12 protein-coding genes are annotated in these 18,635 nt (G+C 65.8%); 8 read left to right on the top strand and 4 right to left on the bottom strand.

Annotated elements, in window-relative coordinates; translation table 11 throughout:
- The first annotated feature begins 177 nt into the window (after positions 1–177).
- Both ACL58G_RS29960 and ACL58G_RS29955 read left to right on the top strand, forming a co-directional pair.
- Entirely contained in the window at positions 178–3,846 is a 3,669-nt protein-coding gene (locus tag ACL58G_RS29960) for a transglycosylase domain-containing protein (protein WP_440964085.1), read from the top strand.
- Between the two features lie 10 nt (positions 3,847–3,856).
- Entirely contained in the window at positions 3,857–5,200 is a 1,344-nt protein-coding gene (locus tag ACL58G_RS29955) for a TAXI family TRAP transporter solute-binding subunit (RefSeq protein ID WP_440964083.1), read from the top strand.
- 74 nt (positions 5,201–5,274) lie between these two features.
- Here the strand turns inward: ACL58G_RS29955 and ACL58G_RS29950 are convergent, their stop codons facing one another.
- The gene (locus ACL58G_RS29950; RefSeq protein ID WP_440964081.1) at positions 5,275–6,360 is read right to left on the bottom strand and encodes an NHL domain-containing protein; all 1,086 of its coding nucleotides are present in this window, start codon (positions 6,358–6,360) and stop codon (positions 5,275–5,277) included.
- Between the two features lie 100 nt (positions 6,361–6,460).
- Positions 6,461–6,919 carry a rhodanese-like domain-containing protein gene (locus ACL58G_RS29945; protein ID WP_413337477.1) on the bottom strand — a complete coding sequence of 153 codons (459 nt, stop codon included), beginning with the start codon at positions 6,917–6,919 and terminating at the stop codon, positions 6,461–6,463.
- Between the two features lie 317 nt (positions 6,920–7,236).
- Here ACL58G_RS29945 and glnA point away from each other — a divergent pair, with 317 nt between their 5' ends.
- The 5 genes from glnA (at position 7,237) to corA (ending at position 13,082) form a co-directional block, all read left to right on the top strand.
- Entirely contained in the window at positions 7,237–8,652 is a 1,416-nt protein-coding gene (gene glnA / locus ACL58G_RS29940; protein ID WP_413337478.1) for a type I glutamate--ammonia ligase, read from the top strand.
- Positions 8,653–8,814: 162 nt separating this feature from the next.
- A complete protein-coding gene (locus ACL58G_RS29935; protein WP_371768587.1) occupies positions 8,815–9,330 on the top strand; it encodes a DUF4124 domain-containing protein in 516 nt (171 codons plus the stop codon).
- 1 nt (position 9,331) lies between these two features.
- On the top strand, positions 9,332–10,417 hold the full coding sequence (gene glnL, locus ACL58G_RS29930; RefSeq protein ID WP_413387040.1) for a nitrogen regulation protein NR(II): 1,086 nt from the start codon (positions 9,332–9,334) through the stop codon (positions 10,415–10,417).
- A gap of 63 nt (positions 10,418–10,480) precedes the next feature.
- Complete coding sequence (gene ntrC, locus ACL58G_RS29925) at positions 10,481–11,989, top strand: nitrogen regulation protein NR(I) (RefSeq protein WP_413387041.1); 1,509 nt, start codon at positions 10,481–10,483, stop codon at positions 11,987–11,989.
- A gap of 124 nt (positions 11,990–12,113) precedes the next feature.
- Positions 12,114–13,082 carry a magnesium/cobalt transporter CorA gene (gene corA / locus ACL58G_RS29920; RefSeq protein WP_371763656.1) on the top strand — a complete coding sequence of 323 codons (969 nt, stop codon included), beginning with the start codon at positions 12,114–12,116 and terminating at the stop codon, positions 13,080–13,082.
- Positions 13,083–13,167: 85 nt separating this feature from the next.
- Here corA and ACL58G_RS29915 read toward each other — a convergent pair whose 3' ends face one another.
- Both ACL58G_RS29915 and ACL58G_RS29910 read right to left on the bottom strand, forming a co-directional pair.
- Complete coding sequence (locus tag ACL58G_RS29915; RefSeq protein ID WP_440964076.1) at positions 13,168–15,855, bottom strand: TonB-dependent receptor; 2,688 nt, start codon at positions 15,853–15,855, stop codon at positions 13,168–13,170.
- Between the two features lie 298 nt (positions 15,856–16,153).
- On the bottom strand, positions 16,154–17,770 hold the full coding sequence (locus ACL58G_RS29910; protein ID WP_440964074.1) for an NAD(P)/FAD-dependent oxidoreductase: 1,617 nt from the start codon (positions 17,768–17,770) through the stop codon (positions 16,154–16,156).
- 217 nt (positions 17,771–17,987) lie between these two features.
- Here ACL58G_RS29910 and ACL58G_RS29905 point away from each other — a divergent pair, with 217 nt between their 5' ends.
- Positions 17,988–18,602: a TetR/AcrR family transcriptional regulator gene (locus tag ACL58G_RS29905; protein WP_440964072.1), complete on the top strand. Its 615-nt coding sequence runs from the start codon at positions 17,988–17,990 to the stop codon at positions 18,600–18,602.
- Positions 18,603–18,635: the final 33 nt, after the last annotated feature.

Raw genomic sequence — 18,635 nt, 5'->3', positions numbered from 1 at the left:
CGGTTCCTGCATGTCACATTGATGTGGTGGAATGATGTCTGTGAGCAGGGGCGATCCGGAGTGAGGTCGCCGTAGCTTTGTGAACTTTTACGACCTGGATCACTCGAACCGACCAGCAGCAGGATGGCGAGCAGGTTGACGGGATTTGCAGGCGTGTTTCAAACCGGTTGAGCCATCATGGATAGTATTCGCCGTCAACGACGGCCCCGTTTCTTCTCCCGCGCGCTGCGCCGCATTCTTGGCCAGGCTGCGCCGGGCCAGCCTGCATTGGCCGGCATTCCCGCCGTGGCAGCCGAGCAGGATCTCCCTGTCCGCAACATCCCCTCGCGCCAGGAGCCGAGTTTCGACTCCAGCCTCGAGCCCGCCGTCGAACCCGGCGGGGCCGGAGCGGACACGCCGCCCGAGACGCCGCCGGCGCCGCCCAAGCGCCGCTGGCGCATGGTCAAGCGCACGTTCCTCGTCCTGCTGCTGCTCGCCGTCGCGGGTGCGGCCGGCCTGGCCGTCTACGAAAGCCGCACGTCGGCGCTCGAAGCGCACTTCTTCGCCGGCCTGACGAAGAAACTCAACTACCGCATGGCCAAGGGCCCGAGCGACGCGATCCGCTTCCCGCAGGCCAGCCCATACGACGAGCGCCTCGGCTACTCGAACCTGCCGAACTACCTGGCCAAGCTCAAGACGCGCGACTACGTCGTCGTCGAACAGGCGCGCATGTCGCCAAAGATGCTGGAACTGGCCGACATGGGCCTGTTCGCCACGTACCACGAAAAGACGCGCGCCGGCCTCGACATCCTCGACTACAGCGGCGAGCCGCTGTTCTCGGCCCGCTTCCCCGAGCGCCTGTACGACAAGTTCGACGCCACGCCGCAGCTGCTCGTGAAGAGCCTGCTGTTCATCGAGAACCGCGAACTGCTCGACACGACGTATCCGAAGCGTAACCCGGCCGTCGAATGGGACCGCTTCTCGAAAGCCGTGTTCGACAAGACCTTGCACTCGATCGGCCTGGGCAGCGGCGGCCGCGTCGCCGGCGGCAGCACGCTCGCCACGCAGATCGAAAAATACCGCCACTCGCCGGAAGGCCGCACGGCCTCGCTGGGCGACAAGCTGCGCCAGATGGCGTCGGCCACGCTGCGTTCCTACCTGGACGGCGAGAACACGGGCCCGACCCGGCGCCGCATCGTGCTCGAATACCTGAACACCGTGCCGCTGTCGGCCAAGCTCGGCTACGGCGAGGTGAACGGCATCGGCGACGGCATGTGGGTCTGGTACGGCCGCGATTTCGCGGAAGTGAACCGCATCCTCTCGAGCAAGCAGGTCACGCCCGAATTCGCATTGGTGTACAAGGAAGCGCTGTCGCTGATGATCGCGCAGCGCCGCCCCGCGTACTACCTGGGCGCCGGCGAGAAGGACCTGGAAATCCTCACGAACTCGCACCTGCGCGTGCTGGCGCAGGCCGGCGTCATTTCGCCCGCGCTGCGCGACGCGGCCATCGCCACCGTGCTGCATCCGGCACTCGGTTCCGGCGTCGCACCGCCGCCCGCGAACACATTCGTCACGCGCAAGGCCGCCAACGCCGTGCGCAACCACCTCGCCAACCTGCTGGGCGACTCGCGCCTGTACAACCTCGACCGCCTCGACCTGTCGGTGGTGACGACCTTGAATTCGGACGCGCAGAAGGCCGTGACGGCCACCTTGCGCAAGCTGACCGACAACGCAGCGGCCGCGGAAGCGGGCCTCACGGGCAAGGGCATGCTGGGCAACGGCGACCCGTCCAAGGTCGTGTACAGCTTCACGCTGATGGAGCGGGGCGACAAGGTCAACTACCTGCGCGTCCAGACCGACAACTACGACCAGCCGCTCGACATCAACGAGGGCGCCAAGCTCGACCTCGGTTCGACGGCGAAGCTGCGCACCCTGACGACCTACCTCGACATCGTCGACCAGCTGCACCAGCGCTACGAGCCGATGTCGAAAGCGGAACTCGCCCAGGTCAAGGTCGATCCGAAGGACCGCCTGACCCAGTGGGCCGTCGACTACTTCCAGGCCTTGCCGGACGGCGCCGACCGCGGCCTCGTGCCGATGCTGGGCGCGGCCATGGAGCGCAAGTATTCGGGCAACCCGGGCGAAGCCTTCTTCACGGGCGGCGGCGTGCACATCTTCGGCAACTTCAGCAAGCTGGACGACAGCCGCATCCTCACCGTGCAGCAGGCGCTGCAGAACTCGACGAACCTCGTGTTCGTGCGCCTGATGCGCGACGTCGTGCGCTACTACATGTTCCAGCTGCCCGGCTCGTCCGCGCAACTGCTGGCCGACGCCGACGATCCGCGCCGCGCGGAGTATCTGTCGCGCTTCGCCGACCGCGAAGGCAAGGATTTCCTGGCGCGCTTCTGGAACAAGTACCGCGGCAAGAACTGGGACGAGGTCGAGACGGCACTGATGCAGGGCGTGCGCATCCGGGCGTCGAAGGTCGCGGCCGTGCACCGCACGATCTACCCGGACGCGTCGCTGGCCGAATTCGGCAAGTTCCTCCACAAGTACCTGCCGGCCGACGCCGAGGTCGACGACGAGCGCATCGCCAAGATGTACGACCAGTACGCCGTTGCGAACATGTCGCTGGCCGACCGCGGCTACGTCGCCTCCGTGCACCCGCTCGAACTGTGGCTCGTGGGCTACCTGCGCACGCATCCGAAAGCGGGCTGGGACGAAGTCGTCGGCGCATCGACGAAGGAACGCCAGGAAGTGTATTCGTGGCTGTTCAAGACGCACCGCAAGCATGCCCAGGACAAGCGCATCGCCGGCCTGATCGAAGTGGAAGCCTTCCTCAAGATCCACGCGCAGTGGAAGAAGATGGGCTATCCGTTCGACTCCCTCGTGCCGTCGTACGCGACCACGCTGGGCGCGTCGGCCGACCGTCCGATCGCGCTGGCCGAGCTGATGGGCATCCTCATCAACGGCGGCGTGCGCAAGCCCACGCAGCGCATCGACTCGCTGCACTTCGCCAAGGACACGCCCTACGAGACCGTCGTCAAGCGCGGCAACGCGGAGAAGGGCGAGCAGGTGCTGAACCCCGACGTGGCGCGCGCCGTCGTCAACGCCATCCGCGGCGTCGTGCAGGAAGGTACCGCGAAGCGTGCCAAGACCGCGTTCGTCAAGGACGACGGCAGCGTGATCGCGCTGGGCGGCAAGACGGGTACCGGCGACCAGCGCTTCGACGTCTACGGCGCCGGCCACCGCCTGATCGAATCGCGCTACGTGAACCGTTCGGCCACGTTCGTGTTCAACATTGGCGAGCGCTTCTTCGGCAGCATGACGGCGTACGTCCACGGCCCGGATTCCGCGCACTACGACTTCACCAGCGCGCTGCCCGTGCAACTGCTCGTGAAGCTGGCGCCGAGCCTGATGCCGATGATCCAGCACCAGGACACGGTCACCATCCCGGGCCTGCACGTCGAACGTGCCGCGCCGGCGCCGGCGGGTCCGACGGATGCCGTCGCGCGCGATACCGAGCAGCCCGCGCCGGCCGATGCAGCGCCGCCCGTGGAGGCCCCGGCCGTCGAGGAGCCGGCTGCGAAGCCGGTTGCGAAACCGGTTGCCAAGTCGGCGGTGAAGGCCGCCGAGAAGCCGGCCGACAAGCCGGCCGACAAGCCGACCGACAAGCCGGCGCTGAAGAAACCGGCCGCGGAAGATCATCCGAAAGCGGTCGGCGTCCGCAAGGCCGACGTCGACACGCCGTCGAAGCCGGCGCCGCACAAGCCGGCGGTCAAGCGCGACGATCCGGAGGCGCCGCCGCCGAAGGTTGAACGCGCAGCCCGTCCGAAGCCGGCCGCCGTGGAAGACGTGCTGCTGTGAGCCGGGCCGCATGAAGCGGCTCCCGCTGCGTAAATTCAGTCTCGTTTCGTTGCGCGACCTGCTGGTGGCGGTCGCGCCGACGGCCGTGCTCGTGCTGGCCGCGTGCATCGTCGCGTACATCGTCGTCGACCCCGCGCCGCCGCGCCACGTGATCCTCGCGACGGGGCAGGAGAACAGCGCGTACGAGGAATTCGGCCGCAAGTACGCGACCATCCTCGCCCGCGACGGCATCAAGGTCGATGCCCAGCGCACGCTGGGATCGGAAGACAACCTGCAGCGCCTCATCGAAGGCGAGGCCGATATCGCGTTCGTGCAGAGCGGGTCGACGAGCGAGGCGCAGGCCGAGCGGCGCGGCCTCGTGTCGCTGGGCAGCCTGTTCACGGAACCCGTCTGGCTGTTCCTGCGCGAGCGCGATGCGCACGGCCGCAAGCGCGACATGGACAGCATCGTGCAGCTGAAAGGCCTGCGCATCAACCTCGGGCCGGAAGGGACGGGCGTGCCGAAGCTGTTCCGCCAGGTCCTCGCCGTGAACGGCCTGGAGCCGCGCCAGCTGAAGCTCTCCGCGCTCGAGAACACGCCCGCCACCGTGGAGTTGCTGGCGGGGCATATCGATGGCCTCGTGTTCAGCTCCGCGCCGGAAGCGCCGTTGATCCAGATGCTGCTGCAAACGCCGGGCATCCGCCTGTTTAACTTCCGCCAGGCGGAGGCGTACACGCGCCGGCTGCCGTTCCTCACGCACGTCGTGCTGCCACGCGGAATCGTCGACCTCGGACGCGACATCCCGGCCCAGGATTTTCATTTGATCGCGCCCACGGCCACGCTGGTCGCGCGCGAGGATCTGCATCCCGCGCTGATCGATTTGTTCGTCAAGGCGGCCACGGAGATTCATGGCGGGACGGGCTGGTTCCAGCAGCAGGGCCAATTCCCGTCGCCGCGCTACACGGAGATCCCGGTGGCGCGGGAGGCGGCGAAATACTACCGCGACGGTCCGCCGTTCCTGCAGCGCTACCTGTCGTTCTGGCTGGCGAACCTGTTCGACCGGCTGTGGGTCGTCGTGGTGGCGCTGGCGGCGCTGATCATTCCGCTGTCGAAGATCGTGCCGCCGCTGTACGTGTGGCGCATCCGCTCGCGTGTGTACCGCTGGTACGGCGAGTTGCGCGCCGTCGAGCAGGCGCTGGAAAACGCGAAGGACGAGCACCGCGACGAGGCACGGGAGGAGCTGCTGCGCCGCCTCGACGGTATCGAGCAGCGCGTCAACCACATCTCGATCCCGCTCGCGTACGCGGATGCGTTATATGGCCTGCGCAGCCACATCAACTTCGTGCGCCAGCGCGTGCGGATCGCACTCGCGTAACGGCGGCACATCGCATACGTCACGCGTGGCGCCAACAAACCGCATGCGTCACGCGTGGGCACGGGGTGCCCACCCTACGGCAAGACGATTTTCACGATGGCGTTGCCCGACGTCGCGTACAGCGTGCCGCTGCCGTCGACCGCGATGCCGCGCAGCTGCGCGAAGCTGCCGGGCAGCTTGCCGGTCCGCAGCGTCGTCGACGCGGCCAGGCCGGCGGGCGTCGCGACGATGCCGTCCGGCGTCGTGATCTTGCGCACCGTGTTGTTGATGGCATCGGCGCCGTACAGATTGCCGTTCTTGTCGATGGCCAGCGCGATCAGCTGCTGGAAGCGGGCGGTCGACGCATTGCCGTCGGCGTTGCCGGCCTGGTTGCGCGCGCCGACGAAGGTCGTGAGCGCGGTGGCGCCGGACGTGGCACGGCTGAGGGTGCGGAACAGGTCGGCCACGTACACGGTGCCGTCGGGATCGACGACCACGCCGCGCGGCACCAGCTGGCCCGTGCCGTAGATGGGCGCGACGGCGCCCGTTTCGAGCGTCGTGGCGCGGTTGGGATTCGCGATCGGGATGCGGCGCGTGTCGACGCCCGACGTGACGTACAGGTTGCCGTCGTTGTCGGCCGCGATCCCGGCCGGGATGTTCTGCGGGTCGATGCCGAAATTGCCGAACGAGAGCCGGGTCACGGTGGTGACGGTGCCGTCCGACGTGATCTTGCGGATCGTCGTGCCGTCCAGGACGTACAGGTCGCCGCTGCCGTCGATCGTGACGGCGGTGGGTTGCGTGAAGCGGGCGCGGTTGCCCTTGCCGTCGGCCGTGCCGCTGGCGCCCGCCAGGCCGGCGAACAGGCTGACCGTGCCGTCCGGAGCGATCTTGCGGATCGTGAGGTTGCCTTCGTCCGCCACGTACACGTTGCCGTTGGTGTCGACGGCCAGGCCGCGCGGCGTGTTGAAGCGGGCCGCCGTGCCTTTCTTGTCCGCCGTGCCGCCGGTGGCGGCATCGCCGGCCAGCACGCTGATCCCGGTGCCCGGCCCGGAATCGCCGCCGTCGCCGTCGTCCGTCTCGCGCTTCGGCCCGCCGGGACCGCACGCGCACAGCAGCGCCGCGACACCCGCGCACAGGAGGCGCACGCGCAGGCGGGCAGGGACAGCGGATGGGGTCGTCATGGCTACATCTCCAGGTCAGCAGTGAGCCCGCATGCTAGCACGCGCGCGGCGTGGCGAATCTCTGCGATTCTCACGTGCGACCGGGAGGCCGGGCGAAAGTTCAGGCGCCGATCCAGGGCAGGCCGGCCTTGCACCAGCCGCCGACCGTCTTGCGGTGGCCTTCCGGATCGCGGTCGCCCTCGAAGCCTTCCAGGATGTCGAACGCATTCTGGTAGCCCAGTTCCGTGGCGGTGCGCGCGGCGTGGCGCGAACGCACGCCGGAACGGCACAGGAACAGCACGACGTCATCCGGGGTGGCCACGTTCTGCAGCTGGGTCGCGAAATCGGGGTTCGGCGCACCACCGGGGTACAGCGTCCATTGCACGGCGCCGTGCTGGGTTTCCGGGATCGCGGGGCGGCCGACCCAGTCGCGTTCCGCATTCGTGCGCACGTCGACCAGTTTCACCCTGGGGTCCGCTTGCAGGAGCTCGAACGCTTCCTGGGGCGTGACGGCGCCCGCGTACGGCTGGCCGGGCGCGCGGGCCCTGGCGTTCGCGAGGATCTCGTCGGTCGTAGTCATGTCATCAATTCCTTGTAGGGTGGTTGCGCACCGTCGCGGGTCGTTGCTAAGCTAGGGCTCGCACTTTTGGTGCATTGCGCATCAGTTTGGTGCATACTCGAAAAATTGCACTTGTTTGGTGCGTATGGACGAGCTTGCGCCAAGATCGTGCACGCTTAAGGTGTCATTGATTTTAAGGGGCAAATTGAGCGCCCTCAAAGTAATCATTATTTATTTGCTCATGGAAAAATGCTGGCATAATTTCTGCTTAGAAGGTTATGCGCCTGTCGCATGCCCGGTTGGCATCGACACCCCTTTTTGACTTAGGAGATACTGGAATGGCAAGGACCGCCGCAGATGTAATGCAGATGCTGAAGGACAACGAAGTCAAGTTCGTTGATTTGCGTTTCGCCGATACCCGCGGCAAGGAACAGCACGTGACCGTTCCCATCTCGCACTTCGACGAAGACAAGTTCGAATCCGGCCACGCATTCGACGGCTCGTCGATCGCCGGCTGGAAAGGCATCGAAGCATCGGACATGCTGCTGATCCCTGACCCGAACACCGCGAACATCGACCCGTTCTTTGAAGAGACGACCGTGTTCATGCAGTGCGACGTGATCGAACCGTCGGACGGCAAGGGCTATGACCGCGACCCGCGCTCGATCGCCAAGCGCGCCGAAGCGTACCTGAAATCGTCGGGCATCGGCGACACCGCCTACTTCGGCCCGGAACCGGAATTCTTCATCTTTGATTCGGTCCGCTGGAAAGTCGACATGTCGGGCTGCTTCGTCAAGATCGATTCGGAAGAAGCTTCCTGGTCGACCGACAAGGAATTCGAAGGCGGCAACAGCGGCCACCGTCCGACCGTCAAGGGCGGCTACTTCCCGGTCCCGCCGGTCGACAGCTTCCAGGACATGCGTTCGGAAATCTCGCTGATCCTCGAATCGCTGGGCATCCCGGTCGAAGTGCACCACCATGAAGTGGCGGGCGCCGGCCAGATGGAGCTGGGCACCAAGTTCTCGACCCTGGTCGAGCGCGCCGACTGGACGCAGAACCTGAAGTACGTGATCTGGAACGTGGCCCACAGCTACGGCAAGACCGCCACCTTCATGCCGAAGCCGATGAACGGCGACAACGGCTCGGGCATGCACGTCCACCAGTCGATCTGGAAAGACGGCAAGAACCTGTTCGCCGGCGACGGCTATGCCGGCCTGTCGGAAACGGCCCTGTTCTACATCGGCGGCATCATCAAGCACGCCAAGGCCCTGAACGCCATCACCAACCCGGGCACGAACTCGTACAAGCGCCTGGTGCCGGGCTACGAAGCCCCGGTCAAGCTGGCTTACTCGGCCAAGAACCGTTCGGCATCGATCCGCATCCCGCACGTGGCGAACCCGAAAGGCCGCCGCATCGAGACCCGCTTCCCGGACCCGCTGGCCAACGTCTACCTGTGCTTCGCAGCCCTGCTGATGGCCGGCCTGGACGGTATCCAGAACAAGATCCACCCGGGCGAAGCAGCAACGAAAGACCTGTACCACCTGCCGCCGGAAGAAGACAAGCTGATCCCGACGGTCTGCTCGTCGCTGGAAGAAGCGCTGGACGCCCTGAACAAGGACCGCGAGTTCCTGACCCGCGGCGGCGTGTTCAGCGATGCCATGCTCGACGCCTACATCGACCTGAAGATGCAGGAAGTCCAGCGTCTGCGCATGACCCCGCACCCGGCCGAATTCGACATGTACTACTCGTCGTAATTCGTTGGCATCACCCGGTGTCGGATTGGAAACGATTGACACCGGAGTGTATCCACACGGTAACGAAAACGCGGGGAAAGCCAGCCGGCTGCCTCGCGTTTTTTACTGGATGGGGTATAGTCGGAAGCTTCCCAACCATGCATCCAGACTGACCTGATGCGAATGACAAGCTGCTTCCTCCTGCGTCTGTTGTTGCTCGCAGGACTTGCCGCGCACGAGGCGCGGGCCGATTCCGTCATCTACAAATGCGTCGACCAGAACGGCCGGGTGGAGTTCACCGACATCAATAAACCGGGCTGCAAGGTGCTCGACCTGCCGGGTTATGTCGCATCCACACCCGCACCGGCGCCGCGCGCCGCGCCCGCGGTGACGATGCGCCAGGGGGCAGGGCGCCCCGCGGCCGCGAGTCCGAATCCCGCCGGCTTCCCGCGGGTGGACACGGCCACGCAGAAGGCGCGCGACGACGACCGCCGCACGATCCTCGAGGACGAGTTGCGTGCCGAGGAGCGCAAGCTGGCGGACCTGAAGCGCGACTATAACAACGGCGAGCCGGAACGCCAGGGCAACGAAAAGAATTACGCGAAGTACCAGGAACGCGTGGCCCAGATGCGCGACAACATCGGCCGCAGCGAAAAGAACGTGGAAGCGCTCAAGCGCGAGATCGCCAACATCAAATGACATGAACGGGACATCGGCCCAACTTCTCCAGCACGACCGTTTCGCAGGCCTCGACATGCTCGCCTCCGCCGTGCTGGTGGCGGATGCCGATGGGCTCGTTCGCTACGCTAACCCGGCCGCCGAGCACCTGCTCGACATGTCCGCCAAATCGCTGTCGCGGCAGAAGCTGGTCGGGCTGTTCACGAACGGCGACGAACTGGGTGTCCTGTGCGAACAGGCGATCGCCCACAAGTATGCCGACCTGCGCCAGGACCTGACGCTGTTCCGCCCCGCGCGCGACCCGCTGCACGTGCACAGCATCGTCAGTGCGGCGGGCGAGGCCGAGGTCGTCGTCGAGCTGCGCGAGAACGTCCAGCAACTGAAGACCGACCGCGAGGAGCGCCTGCTCGACCAGAGCCTGGCCAACAAGGAACTCATCCGCAATCTCGCCCACGAGATCAAGAACCCGCTGGGCGGCATCCGCGGCGCGGCCCAGCTGCTGGAGCTGGAGCTGCCGGACGTGCACCTGAGTTCGCTGCGCGAATACACGCAGGTGATCATCAAGGAGGCCGACCGGCTGCAGACGCTCGTCGACCGCCTGCTGGCGCCGCACCGCCGCCCGCACATCGTGGGCGACGTCAACATCCACGAAGTGTGCGAGCGCGTGCGCAGCCTCGTGCTGGCGGAATTCCCGTCGGGCCTCGCGATCCGGCGCGATTACGATGCGTCGATTCCCGAGTTCCGCGGCGACAAGGAACAACTGATCCAGACGGTCCTGAACATCGTCCACAACGCCGCCCAGGCCCTGCGCGCGCGCATCGCGGCGGGCGACGCCGAGATCGTCCTGCGCACGCGCGTGGCGCGCCAGGTGACCCTGGCGAAGGTCCGTTACGGCCTGGCATTAGACTTGCATATCATCGACAACGGACCGGGCATCGCCCCCGATATCCGCGACCGCATCTTCTACCCGCTCGTCTCCGGGCGCGAAGGCGGCAGCGGTCTCGGGCTGACCTTGGCACAGACCTTCGTGCAACAGCACCTGGGCATGGTCGAGTGCGAGAGCCGGCCTGGATTGACGGATTTCCGCATCCTGATTCCCCTGCCATAAGCGGGTGAAGACGAGGGGCGTGCCCGGCAATCCCCCTTGAACCTTCGCGGGAAGTAGAATTACATGAAACCAATCTGGATTGTCGACGACGATGCATCGATCCGCTGGGTGCTGGAAAAGGCCCTGGCGCGCGAGAACCTCGCCACCCGGAGTTTTGCCAGCGGCCGCGAAGCGCTGGCGGCATTCGAAACGGACACGCCGCAGGTGCTGGTGTCCGACATCCGCATGCCGGGCGAATCGGGCCTGGATCTGCTGGCGGCCGTCAAGGAACGCCATCCCGGCCTGCCGGTCATCGTCATCACCGCCTTTTCCGACCTCGACTCTGCCGTCGCCTCGTTCCAGGGCGGCGCCTTCGAATACCTGGCCAAGCCGTTCGACATCGACAAGGCCGTCGCCCTGATCCGCCGCGCGCTCGAGGAGAGCCTGCGCGAGACCAGCGTCGACATCGCGCCGTCCGAAACCCCCGAGATCCTGGGCCAGGCGCCCGCGATGCAGGAAGTCTTCCGCGCCATCGGCCGCCTGTCGCAGTCGAACGTGACGGTGCTCATCACGGGCGAATCGGGCACCGGCAAGGAACTCGTCGCGCGCGCGCTGCACAAGCACAGCCCGCGCGCGCAGCAGCCGTTCATCGCGCTCAACACGGCCGCGATCCCGAAGGACCTGCTGGAATCGGAACTGTTCGGCCACGAGCGCGGCGCGTTCACCGGCGCGCAGGCGATGCGGCGCGGCCGCTTCGAGCAGGCCGAGAACGGCACCCTGTTCCTCGACGAGATCGGCGACATGCCGTTCGACCTGCAGACGCGCTTGCTGCGCGTGCTGTCCGACGGCCATTTTTATCGCGTGGGCGGCCACCAGCCGGTGAAGGCCAACGTGCGCGTGATCGCGGCCACGCACCAGAACCTGGAACAGCGCGTGCGCGACGGCCTGTTCCGCGAAGACTTGTATCACCGCCTGAACGTGATCCGCCTGCGCCTGCCCAGCCTGCGCGAGCGGCGCGAAGACATCCCCATTCTGGTGCGCCACTTCCTGGTGCAGAGTGCACGCCAATTGGGCGTCGAGACCAAGCGCATGAGCGACGACGCGCTGCGCTTCCTCACCGGACTGGAACTCCCCGGCAACGTGCGCCAGCTGGAAAACCTGTGCAACTGGATCACGGTGATGGCGCCTGGGCAGACGGTCGAAGTGAAGGACCTGCCGCGCGACCTGACCCAGGCGCAACCCGTGCCGGCCGGAGGCAACGGGTTCGCCGTCGGCATCAGTTCGGGCGTGGGCACGGTCTCGCTGGCGGCGCCGTCTTCCAGCATCGTGCACCATGCCGAACCGGGCGCGCCGCCGAACGGCGCCGACGGCTGGATCGGCCTGCTGGAACTGCAGGCCGCGCGCATGCTGTCGGAAGGGCAGGTCGAGGTGATGGACGTGCTGGGCCGCCAGTTCGAATCCGCACTGATCCGTACGGCGCTGAAGCACACGCACGGCCGCAAGAACGACGCGGCGATCCGGCTCGGGATCGGGCGCAATACCATCACGCGCAAGATTGCCGAGCTCGGCATTGACGGCGCTAAAGACGAATAACGGATACGCCTGATCGCGTGGGCTCGGGGAGCCCACCCTACGCAAAATCTGTTGGGTGGGCACCCTGTGCCCACGCGGACTGATGGTGTAAGCTCTGTCATCTTTGCAACAACGTATTGATGACATGCTGATCAACTGTGTCGCCTACCAGGAAGGCAAGAAGCTGTCCGACATTCCCGTCGAGGACATCAGCGACTACCTCTGCAAACCCGGCTGCTTCGTCTGGGTTGCGTTGCGCGACGCCACCGACGCCGAAATGGCGCAGATGAAGGAAGAGTTCAGCCTGCACGAACTGGCCGTGGAAGATGCCGCGCGCGGCCACCAGCGCCCCAAGATCGAGGAATACGGCGACTGCCTGTTCACCGTCGTGCACATGCTCGACCTCGTCGATGGCGACCACGTTGCCACCGGCGAGCTGGCGATCTTCGCCGGCACGAACTACGTCCTGTCCGTGCGCCGCGATTCCGCCAAGGGCTTTTTGGGCGTGCGTGCGCGCGCCGAGCGCGAACCGCATCTGCTGAAGATGGGCTCGGCCTTCGTCATGTACGCGCTGATGGACGCCGTCGTCGACCGCTACTTCCCCGTCGTCGACATGCTCGAATCCGAACTCGAAACCGTCGAGGACCGCATCTTCACGCACGGCGCCCAGCGCGAGAACGTCGAGCGCCTGTACCAATTGAAGCGCAAGGGGCTCGTGCTGCGCCACGCCGTGTTCCCGCTGCTGGAAGCGATCGGCCGGCTGCACGGCGGCCGCGTCCCGCCGCTCGTGCAGGGCACCGAGGATTATTTCCGCGACGTGCACGACCACCTGATCCGTATCGCCGGGCGCCTCGACGCGATCCGCGACACGATCAGCACCGCGATCCAGGTGAACCTGTCGATGGTCTCGATCGACGAGAGCGAAGTGAACAAACGCCTGGCCGCGTGGGCCGCGATCTTCGCCGTGTTCACGGCGTTCGCGGGCGTGTGGGGCATGAATTTCAAGTACATGCCCGAGCTGGAGTGGAAGTGGGGCTATCCGATGGCGCTCGCCGTCATGGTCGGCGTGTGCGCCTACCTGTATCGGCTCTTCAAGAAGGCAGGCTGGTTGTAAGCGTTCGGTGGGCTCCCCGAGCTCGCCAGAACGAAAAACGCCCGGTGCGAACACCGGGCGTTCGATTTTCTACGAGCGGTTCAGCTTAGAACGTGTAGTTCACGCGCGCGTAGAAGGTGCGGCCCAGCGGATCCGTGTAACGCGGATCGTAGCCGGCCTGGAACGTGTAGTCCTGGTACGACAGCGGCGGATCCTTGTCCAGCAGGTTGCGCACGCCGACGGTCAGGCCCAGGCCCTTCTTCTGCTGCCATGCGCCGAACAGGTCGAACGTCGTGTAGGAAGCGACGTGGTTGGTCGGATCCTGGTCGATGTAGCCGCTCTTGTAGCGGGCGGTCAGGCCGGCCGACCAGGCGTCGCGGTTCCACACCACGTTGTTGGTCGACTGCCAGCGGAACACCGGACCCGTGCCCGAGTACACGCCGACGTTCTGGTGCCACTCGCCGCCTTCCGTGTTCTGGTACTCGTACTTGTGGACGTAGGTCGTGTTCGACGCGAACGAGAACGTGCCGTAGCCGGCGCTGCGCAGGCGGTAGTTGGCCGACAGGTCGATACCGTTGGTGATGATGCCGCCGAGGTTCTCGTTCAGGCGCTCGATGTAGCCGCAGGTCGCCGGGTTCGGGCACTGCGAACCGTCCACCGACAGTTCGCCGGCCGGGTTGCGGTGGTACCGGGAGCCGTACTTGCCGTTGTCGGCGAAGATGTCGTCCAGGCTCAGCACGCCGATCTGGTGGTCCAGCTTCAGGGCCCAGACGTCGACGCCGACGCTCAGGCCTTTCAGCGGCTCGATCATGATGCCCAGCGTGGCGTTCTTCGACTTCTCGGGCTGCAACGCGGGGTTGCCGCCACCCAGCACCTGGAACTGCTGGCCGCAGTTCGCGGCGCGCGAGTGGCCAGGCAGCGGGTTACCGCCCGGGCAGTTGACCGGGTCGTCATACGTGCCGGCGCTGTTGGTGAAGGTCTGGGCCGAGTGGATGTCGTACAGCGACGGGGCACGGAAGCCGGTCGAGTACGAACCACGCACCAGCACGGCCTGTGTCGGCTGCCAGCGGAACGACACTTTCGGGTTCGTCGTGTTGCCGAAGTCGCTGTACTTGTCGTAGCGGACCGAGCCCGTCACGTCCAGGGTCTTGAGGATCGGCACGTTCAGTTCGCCGTAGACGGCGTACGTGTGACGCGAGCCCGAGTTGAGCGTGTTCGGGTCGATACCGGTCGAAGCGACTACCTTCTCGGCGAACTCGGTATTCGCGGCGCTCGTGAACTTGTCGTACGTCGTTTGCGCGCCCAGCGCCACGGCGGCGCCGCGGCCGGCGTTCAGCCAGTCGCCCAGCTCGCGGCTGGCGTGGAAGTCGAGGCCCGTGGTCTGGCCGCGCGCGGTCTGGATGGTGCCCGACAGTGCGGCCGAGTTCAGCAGTGCGGTGCCGGCGGCGGACTGTTCGCCGAACGGGTTGATGATGCCGTCGCGGACGCCTTGGGTGATGAGGCCGCCGTCGCTGTAGCCGAACAGCTGCTCCTGCACGCGGTTCTCGTTCCACGAGACGGCGCCGTCATAGTCCCAACCGGCGACGTTGCCGTTGAGCGAGACGACCAGGCGTTGCTGGCGGTTCGTGTTCTTGTCCTGGCGCACGCCGTTCGGGATGTCGCGCCATTTCACGTGCGCGAAGCCCGGCTTCACGCCGGCCGGCATGAACGGTTCGGTGTAGGTCGGGTCCAGGCCGGCCGGGTAGTACGGGTTGGCCGTGCCGTCCGGGCGCAGGCGGTTAATGTACAGGCCGCCGTACGGGACCTGGGCGATGGTGGTGCCCACGACGCTCTGGCTCGTCAGGTACTCGACGCCCAGTTCGTGCTGGCCCAGTTTCAGGGTGCCGCGGATCAGGCCGGAGTCGCGGATGTTGCGCGGGATGTAGTCGACGAACGACGAGGTCGTCATGATGCAGCCGGAACCGCCGTCCGGGATCGTGTGCACGCCGGTCGTGCAGCCCGGGCCGGCCGGGTTGACGCTGTCGCCGCCCTGGTAGTAGTTGGCCGGGAAGGTCGACGTCGACAGGCCGCCCGGGTAGCGGGTGTTGTACGAGCGGTCGGTGCCGGTCAGCGGGTACTGTTCCTGGTGGTCGATCACGGCGGAGACGTTCCAGCCTTGCGTATCCAGGTCACCCCAGCCCAGCGCGACGTTCGCGTTGATCGAACGGCCGCCGCCATGCGACGGGACGTCTTCGCCGAAGGTGGCACTGCCGCCCTGGTAGTTTTTCTTCGTGATGAAGTTGATCACGCCGCCCACGGCGTCGGAGCCGTACAGCGACGATGCGCCGTCGCGCAGCACTTCAACGCGCTCGAGCGCGGCGAACGGGATCATGTTCAGGTCCGGTGCCGAGCTGTCGTAGGCGTTGTTCGCCAGGCGGCGGCCGTTCAGCAGCACCAGGGTCTTGTTCTGGCCGATGCCGCGCAGGTTGGCGAACGATGCGCCGCCCGTGCTGGAACCGACCGACTGGCTGGTGCCTTGCTGGGCTTGCGAGACGCTCAGGTTCGACATCACCTGTTCGATGGTGGTGAGACCTTCCTTCTTCAGGTCTTCGACACGGAGCACGGTAACGGGTACGGCCGTTTCCGCATCGATACGCTTGATCGCCGAGCCGGTGATTTCCACACGCGCGATCGGCGCCTGTTGCACTTCCTGGGTTTGTGCCAGGGCGGTGCCGGCAAAACCGAAGCCGGCTGCCAGCGTCGTGCCGGAGAATACGAGGCGCAGGGTGCGCGCCATGGTTTTTTCTGTGAGCATCTCTTGGTTCCTGTTTTGTAGGTTACAAGTTTGAAATAGTGGATCGCCAATATTTCAAGAACAGTAAACATACACCACAGAAACTAAAGTTCACGCAAATTTGTGGTGTAATTACGTCAAAAACAGACAGATTTGCATTAGCGCTTGTAAGAATCTGAAACAATATTTCTTTGTGAAATTAAGTATGTATGTACGACATGTTTTTGTACATATGTCTCAATTGGCGGAAATACGTTGTTTCGGCCATGCGGGCGGGCGCCGGCCGTGCGACCGGCGCCGGGGATGAGGCAGTGGAAGATCAGCCGACCATGGCCAGTGCGACGGCTTCCGCGACGCGGATGCCATCGATCGCAGCCGACATGATGCCGCCCGCGTAGCCGGCGCCTTCGCCGGCCGGATACAGCCCTGCCGTGTTCAGGCTCTGCAGGTTGTCGTCGTGGCGCTTGATGCGGATCGGCGACGACGTGCGGGTCTCGACGCCGGTCAGCACGGCGTCTTCCTTGTAGTAACCCTTGATCTGCTTGTCGAATGCGACGAAGGCTTCGCGCAGCGCGACGGTGGCATAGTCGGGCAGGGCCGGGGCGAGATCGGTCAGGTGCACGGCCGGCTTGAACGATGGCGTCACACTGCCGAATTCTTTCGACGGCACGCCGCGCACGAAGTCGCCCATCAACTGGCCCGGGGCATCGTAATTGCTGCCGCCCAGCACGAAGGCGCGCGATTCCAGTTCGCGCTGGAAGGCGATGCCGGCCAGCGGATGGCCCGGATAGTCGGCCGGGGTGATGCCGACGACGACCGCGCTGTTGGCATTGCGCTCGGCGCGGGAATACTGGCTCATGCCGTTCGTGACGACGCGGCCTTCCTCGGACGAGGCGGCCACGACGGTACCGCCCGGGCACATGCAGAAGCTGTACACGCTGCGGCCGTTGGAAGCATGGTGGACGATCTTGTAGTCGGCCGCGCCGAGGATCTTGTTGCCGGCGTTCGGGCCGAAGCGGCAGACGTCGATCAGCGATTGCGGGTGCTCGACGCGGAAGCCGATCGAGAACGGTTTTGCTTCGACATACACGCCGCGGTCGTACAGCATCTCGAACGTGTCGCGCGCGCTGTGGCCGACGGCCATCACGAGGTGGCGGGTCGGAATGGTCTCGCCCGTGTGCAGCTTGACGCCCACGACCTGGCGCGCATTGCCTTCACCCTCGATCAGCACGTCTTCCACGCGCGTCTGGAAGCGGATTTCCCCGCCCAGCGCGAGGATTTCCGCGCGCATTTGTTCCACCATTTTCACCAGACGGAACGTACCGATGTGCGGCTTGCTGACGTACAGGATTTCTTCCGGCGCGCCCGACTTCACGAATTCGTTCAGGACCTTGCGGCCATAGTGTTTCGGATCCTTGACCTGGCTGTACAGCTTGCCGTCCGAGAAGGTGCCGGCGCCGCCTTCGCCGAACTGCACGTTCGATTCCGTGTTCAGCTTGCGCTTGCGCCAGAACCCGAAGGTGTCGACGGTACGCTCGCGCACGATCTTGCCGCGTTCCAGCACGAGCGGCTTGAAGCCCATCTGGGCCAGGATCAGCGCCACGAACAGTCCGCACGGACCCATGCCCACGATCACCGGCCGCGGCGTGCCCGGTGCGGGCAGGGCCTTGGTCACGAACTTGTAGCCGGTGTCGGGCGCCGGGACGATGTGCGGATCGCGCGCCAGCCGGGCCAGCACGGCCGCCTCGTCGCGGACTTCCACGTCGAGGGCGTAGATCAGGACGATGGCGGTCTTCTTGCGCGCGTCGTAGCTGCGCTTGTAGACCGTGAAGTCGATCAGGTCGTCGCCGGCGATGCCAAGCCGGCCGACGATGGCGTCGCGCAGGGCGTGGTCGGGGTGATTCAGGGGCAGTTTGAGTTCGTTAATTCGCAGCATGATGAGTGGTGGGCCGGCGCGCGGCGGCGCCGGACGGGCGCCGTGCCGGCGGCGGCAGATCGGTACAAGCGCCAGTATAAGGCATCGGCCACCCGGACCGGCAGGAAAGGCCGCATCCGATGACCGGATGGATGAGCCTGTTTCCCTCGTTTTGTGTTGTAGGCAAGCAACCGTGTTTTTTTGGGCGGGCGCACGTACAGACTTGCGAGTTGCTGATATGATGGCCGTCATGCGAACTAAATCGAACAAGTCGTCCGCGCAAAGCCGCAAGGAAGCCACCCACGAGCGCATCGTCGAGGTCGCGGCGCGCGCGATCCGGCGCAGCGGCTACGACGGTATGGGCGTGGCCGACATCATGAAGGAAGCGGGCTTGACGCACGGCGGGTTTTACGCGCACTTCGCGTCGCGCGACGCGCTGCTGGCGGAAGCCGGCGACCGCGCGGGCGCCGAATCCGTGGCGCTGGCGGCCGGCATCGCGGCGGCCGCGCCGGCGGGGGAGGCCTTGCAGCGCATCATGGAGGCGTACCTGTCCGACGAACACCTCGGCGCCATCGAGACGGGTTGCCCGATCGCCGCGCTGGGTTCGGAAATGCCGCGCCAGGCGCCGGAAGTGCGGCACGCGGCGACCATTCGCATCAAGGAAATGATCGACCTGTTGGCCCGGCAGATGCCGGACTGGGGCCAGCCGGAGGCGCACGAGCGGGCGATGATGCTCGTGTGCGGGCTGGTCGGCACGGCCGTGATCGCCCGGGCCGTGGACGACCCGAAGCTGTCGAAGACGTTGCGGCTCGCGGCCATGAAGCAGTTGCTGCCTTCCGGCGCCACCACGTAGGCCGTTTTTTTTTTGCGCTCAAATATGATGATC

It is taken from the genome of Massilia sp. GER05 (assembly GCF_052056005.1).
Classification (GTDB): Bacteria; Pseudomonadota; Gammaproteobacteria; order Burkholderiales; family Burkholderiaceae_D; genus Telluria; species Telluria orientalis.
This window is presented reverse-complemented; position numbering and strand designations above follow the sequence as displayed.

Excerpts from the sequence above, each read along its gene's own strand:
- ACL58G_RS29960 (WP_440964085.1), top strand. The coding sequence starts at position 178 with ATGGATAGTATTCGCCGTCAACGACGGCCCCGTTTCTTCTCCCGCGCG.
- ACL58G_RS29955 (WP_440964083.1), top strand. The coding sequence starts at position 3,857 with ATGAAGCGGCTCCCGCTGCGTAAATTCAGTCTCGTTTCGTTGCGCGAC.
- ACL58G_RS29950 (WP_440964081.1), bottom strand. The coding sequence starts at position 6,360 with ATGACGACCCCATCCGCTGTCCCTGCCCGCCTGCGCGTGCGCCTCCTG.
- ACL58G_RS29945 (WP_413337477.1), bottom strand. The coding sequence starts at position 6,919 with ATGACTACGACCGACGAGATCCTCGCGAACGCCAGGGCCCGCGCGCCC.
- glnA (WP_413337478.1), top strand. The coding sequence starts at position 7,237 with ATGGCAAGGACCGCCGCAGATGTAATGCAGATGCTGAAGGACAACGAA.
- ACL58G_RS29935 (WP_371768587.1), top strand. The coding sequence starts at position 8,815 with ATGACAAGCTGCTTCCTCCTGCGTCTGTTGTTGCTCGCAGGACTTGCC.
- glnL (WP_413387040.1), top strand. The coding sequence starts at position 9,332 with ATGAACGGGACATCGGCCCAACTTCTCCAGCACGACCGTTTCGCAGGC.
- ntrC (WP_413387041.1), top strand. The coding sequence starts at position 10,481 with ATGAAACCAATCTGGATTGTCGACGACGATGCATCGATCCGCTGGGTG.
- corA (WP_371763656.1), top strand. The coding sequence starts at position 12,114 with ATGCTGATCAACTGTGTCGCCTACCAGGAAGGCAAGAAGCTGTCCGAC.
- ACL58G_RS29915 (WP_440964076.1), bottom strand. The coding sequence starts at position 15,855 with ATGCTCACAGAAAAAACCATGGCGCGCACCCTGCGCCTCGTATTCTCC.
- ACL58G_RS29910 (WP_440964074.1), bottom strand. The coding sequence starts at position 17,770 with ATGCTGCGAATTAACGAACTCAAACTGCCCCTGAATCACCCCGACCAC.
- ACL58G_RS29905 (WP_440964072.1), top strand. The coding sequence starts at position 17,988 with ATGATGGCCGTCATGCGAACTAAATCGAACAAGTCGTCCGCGCAAAGC.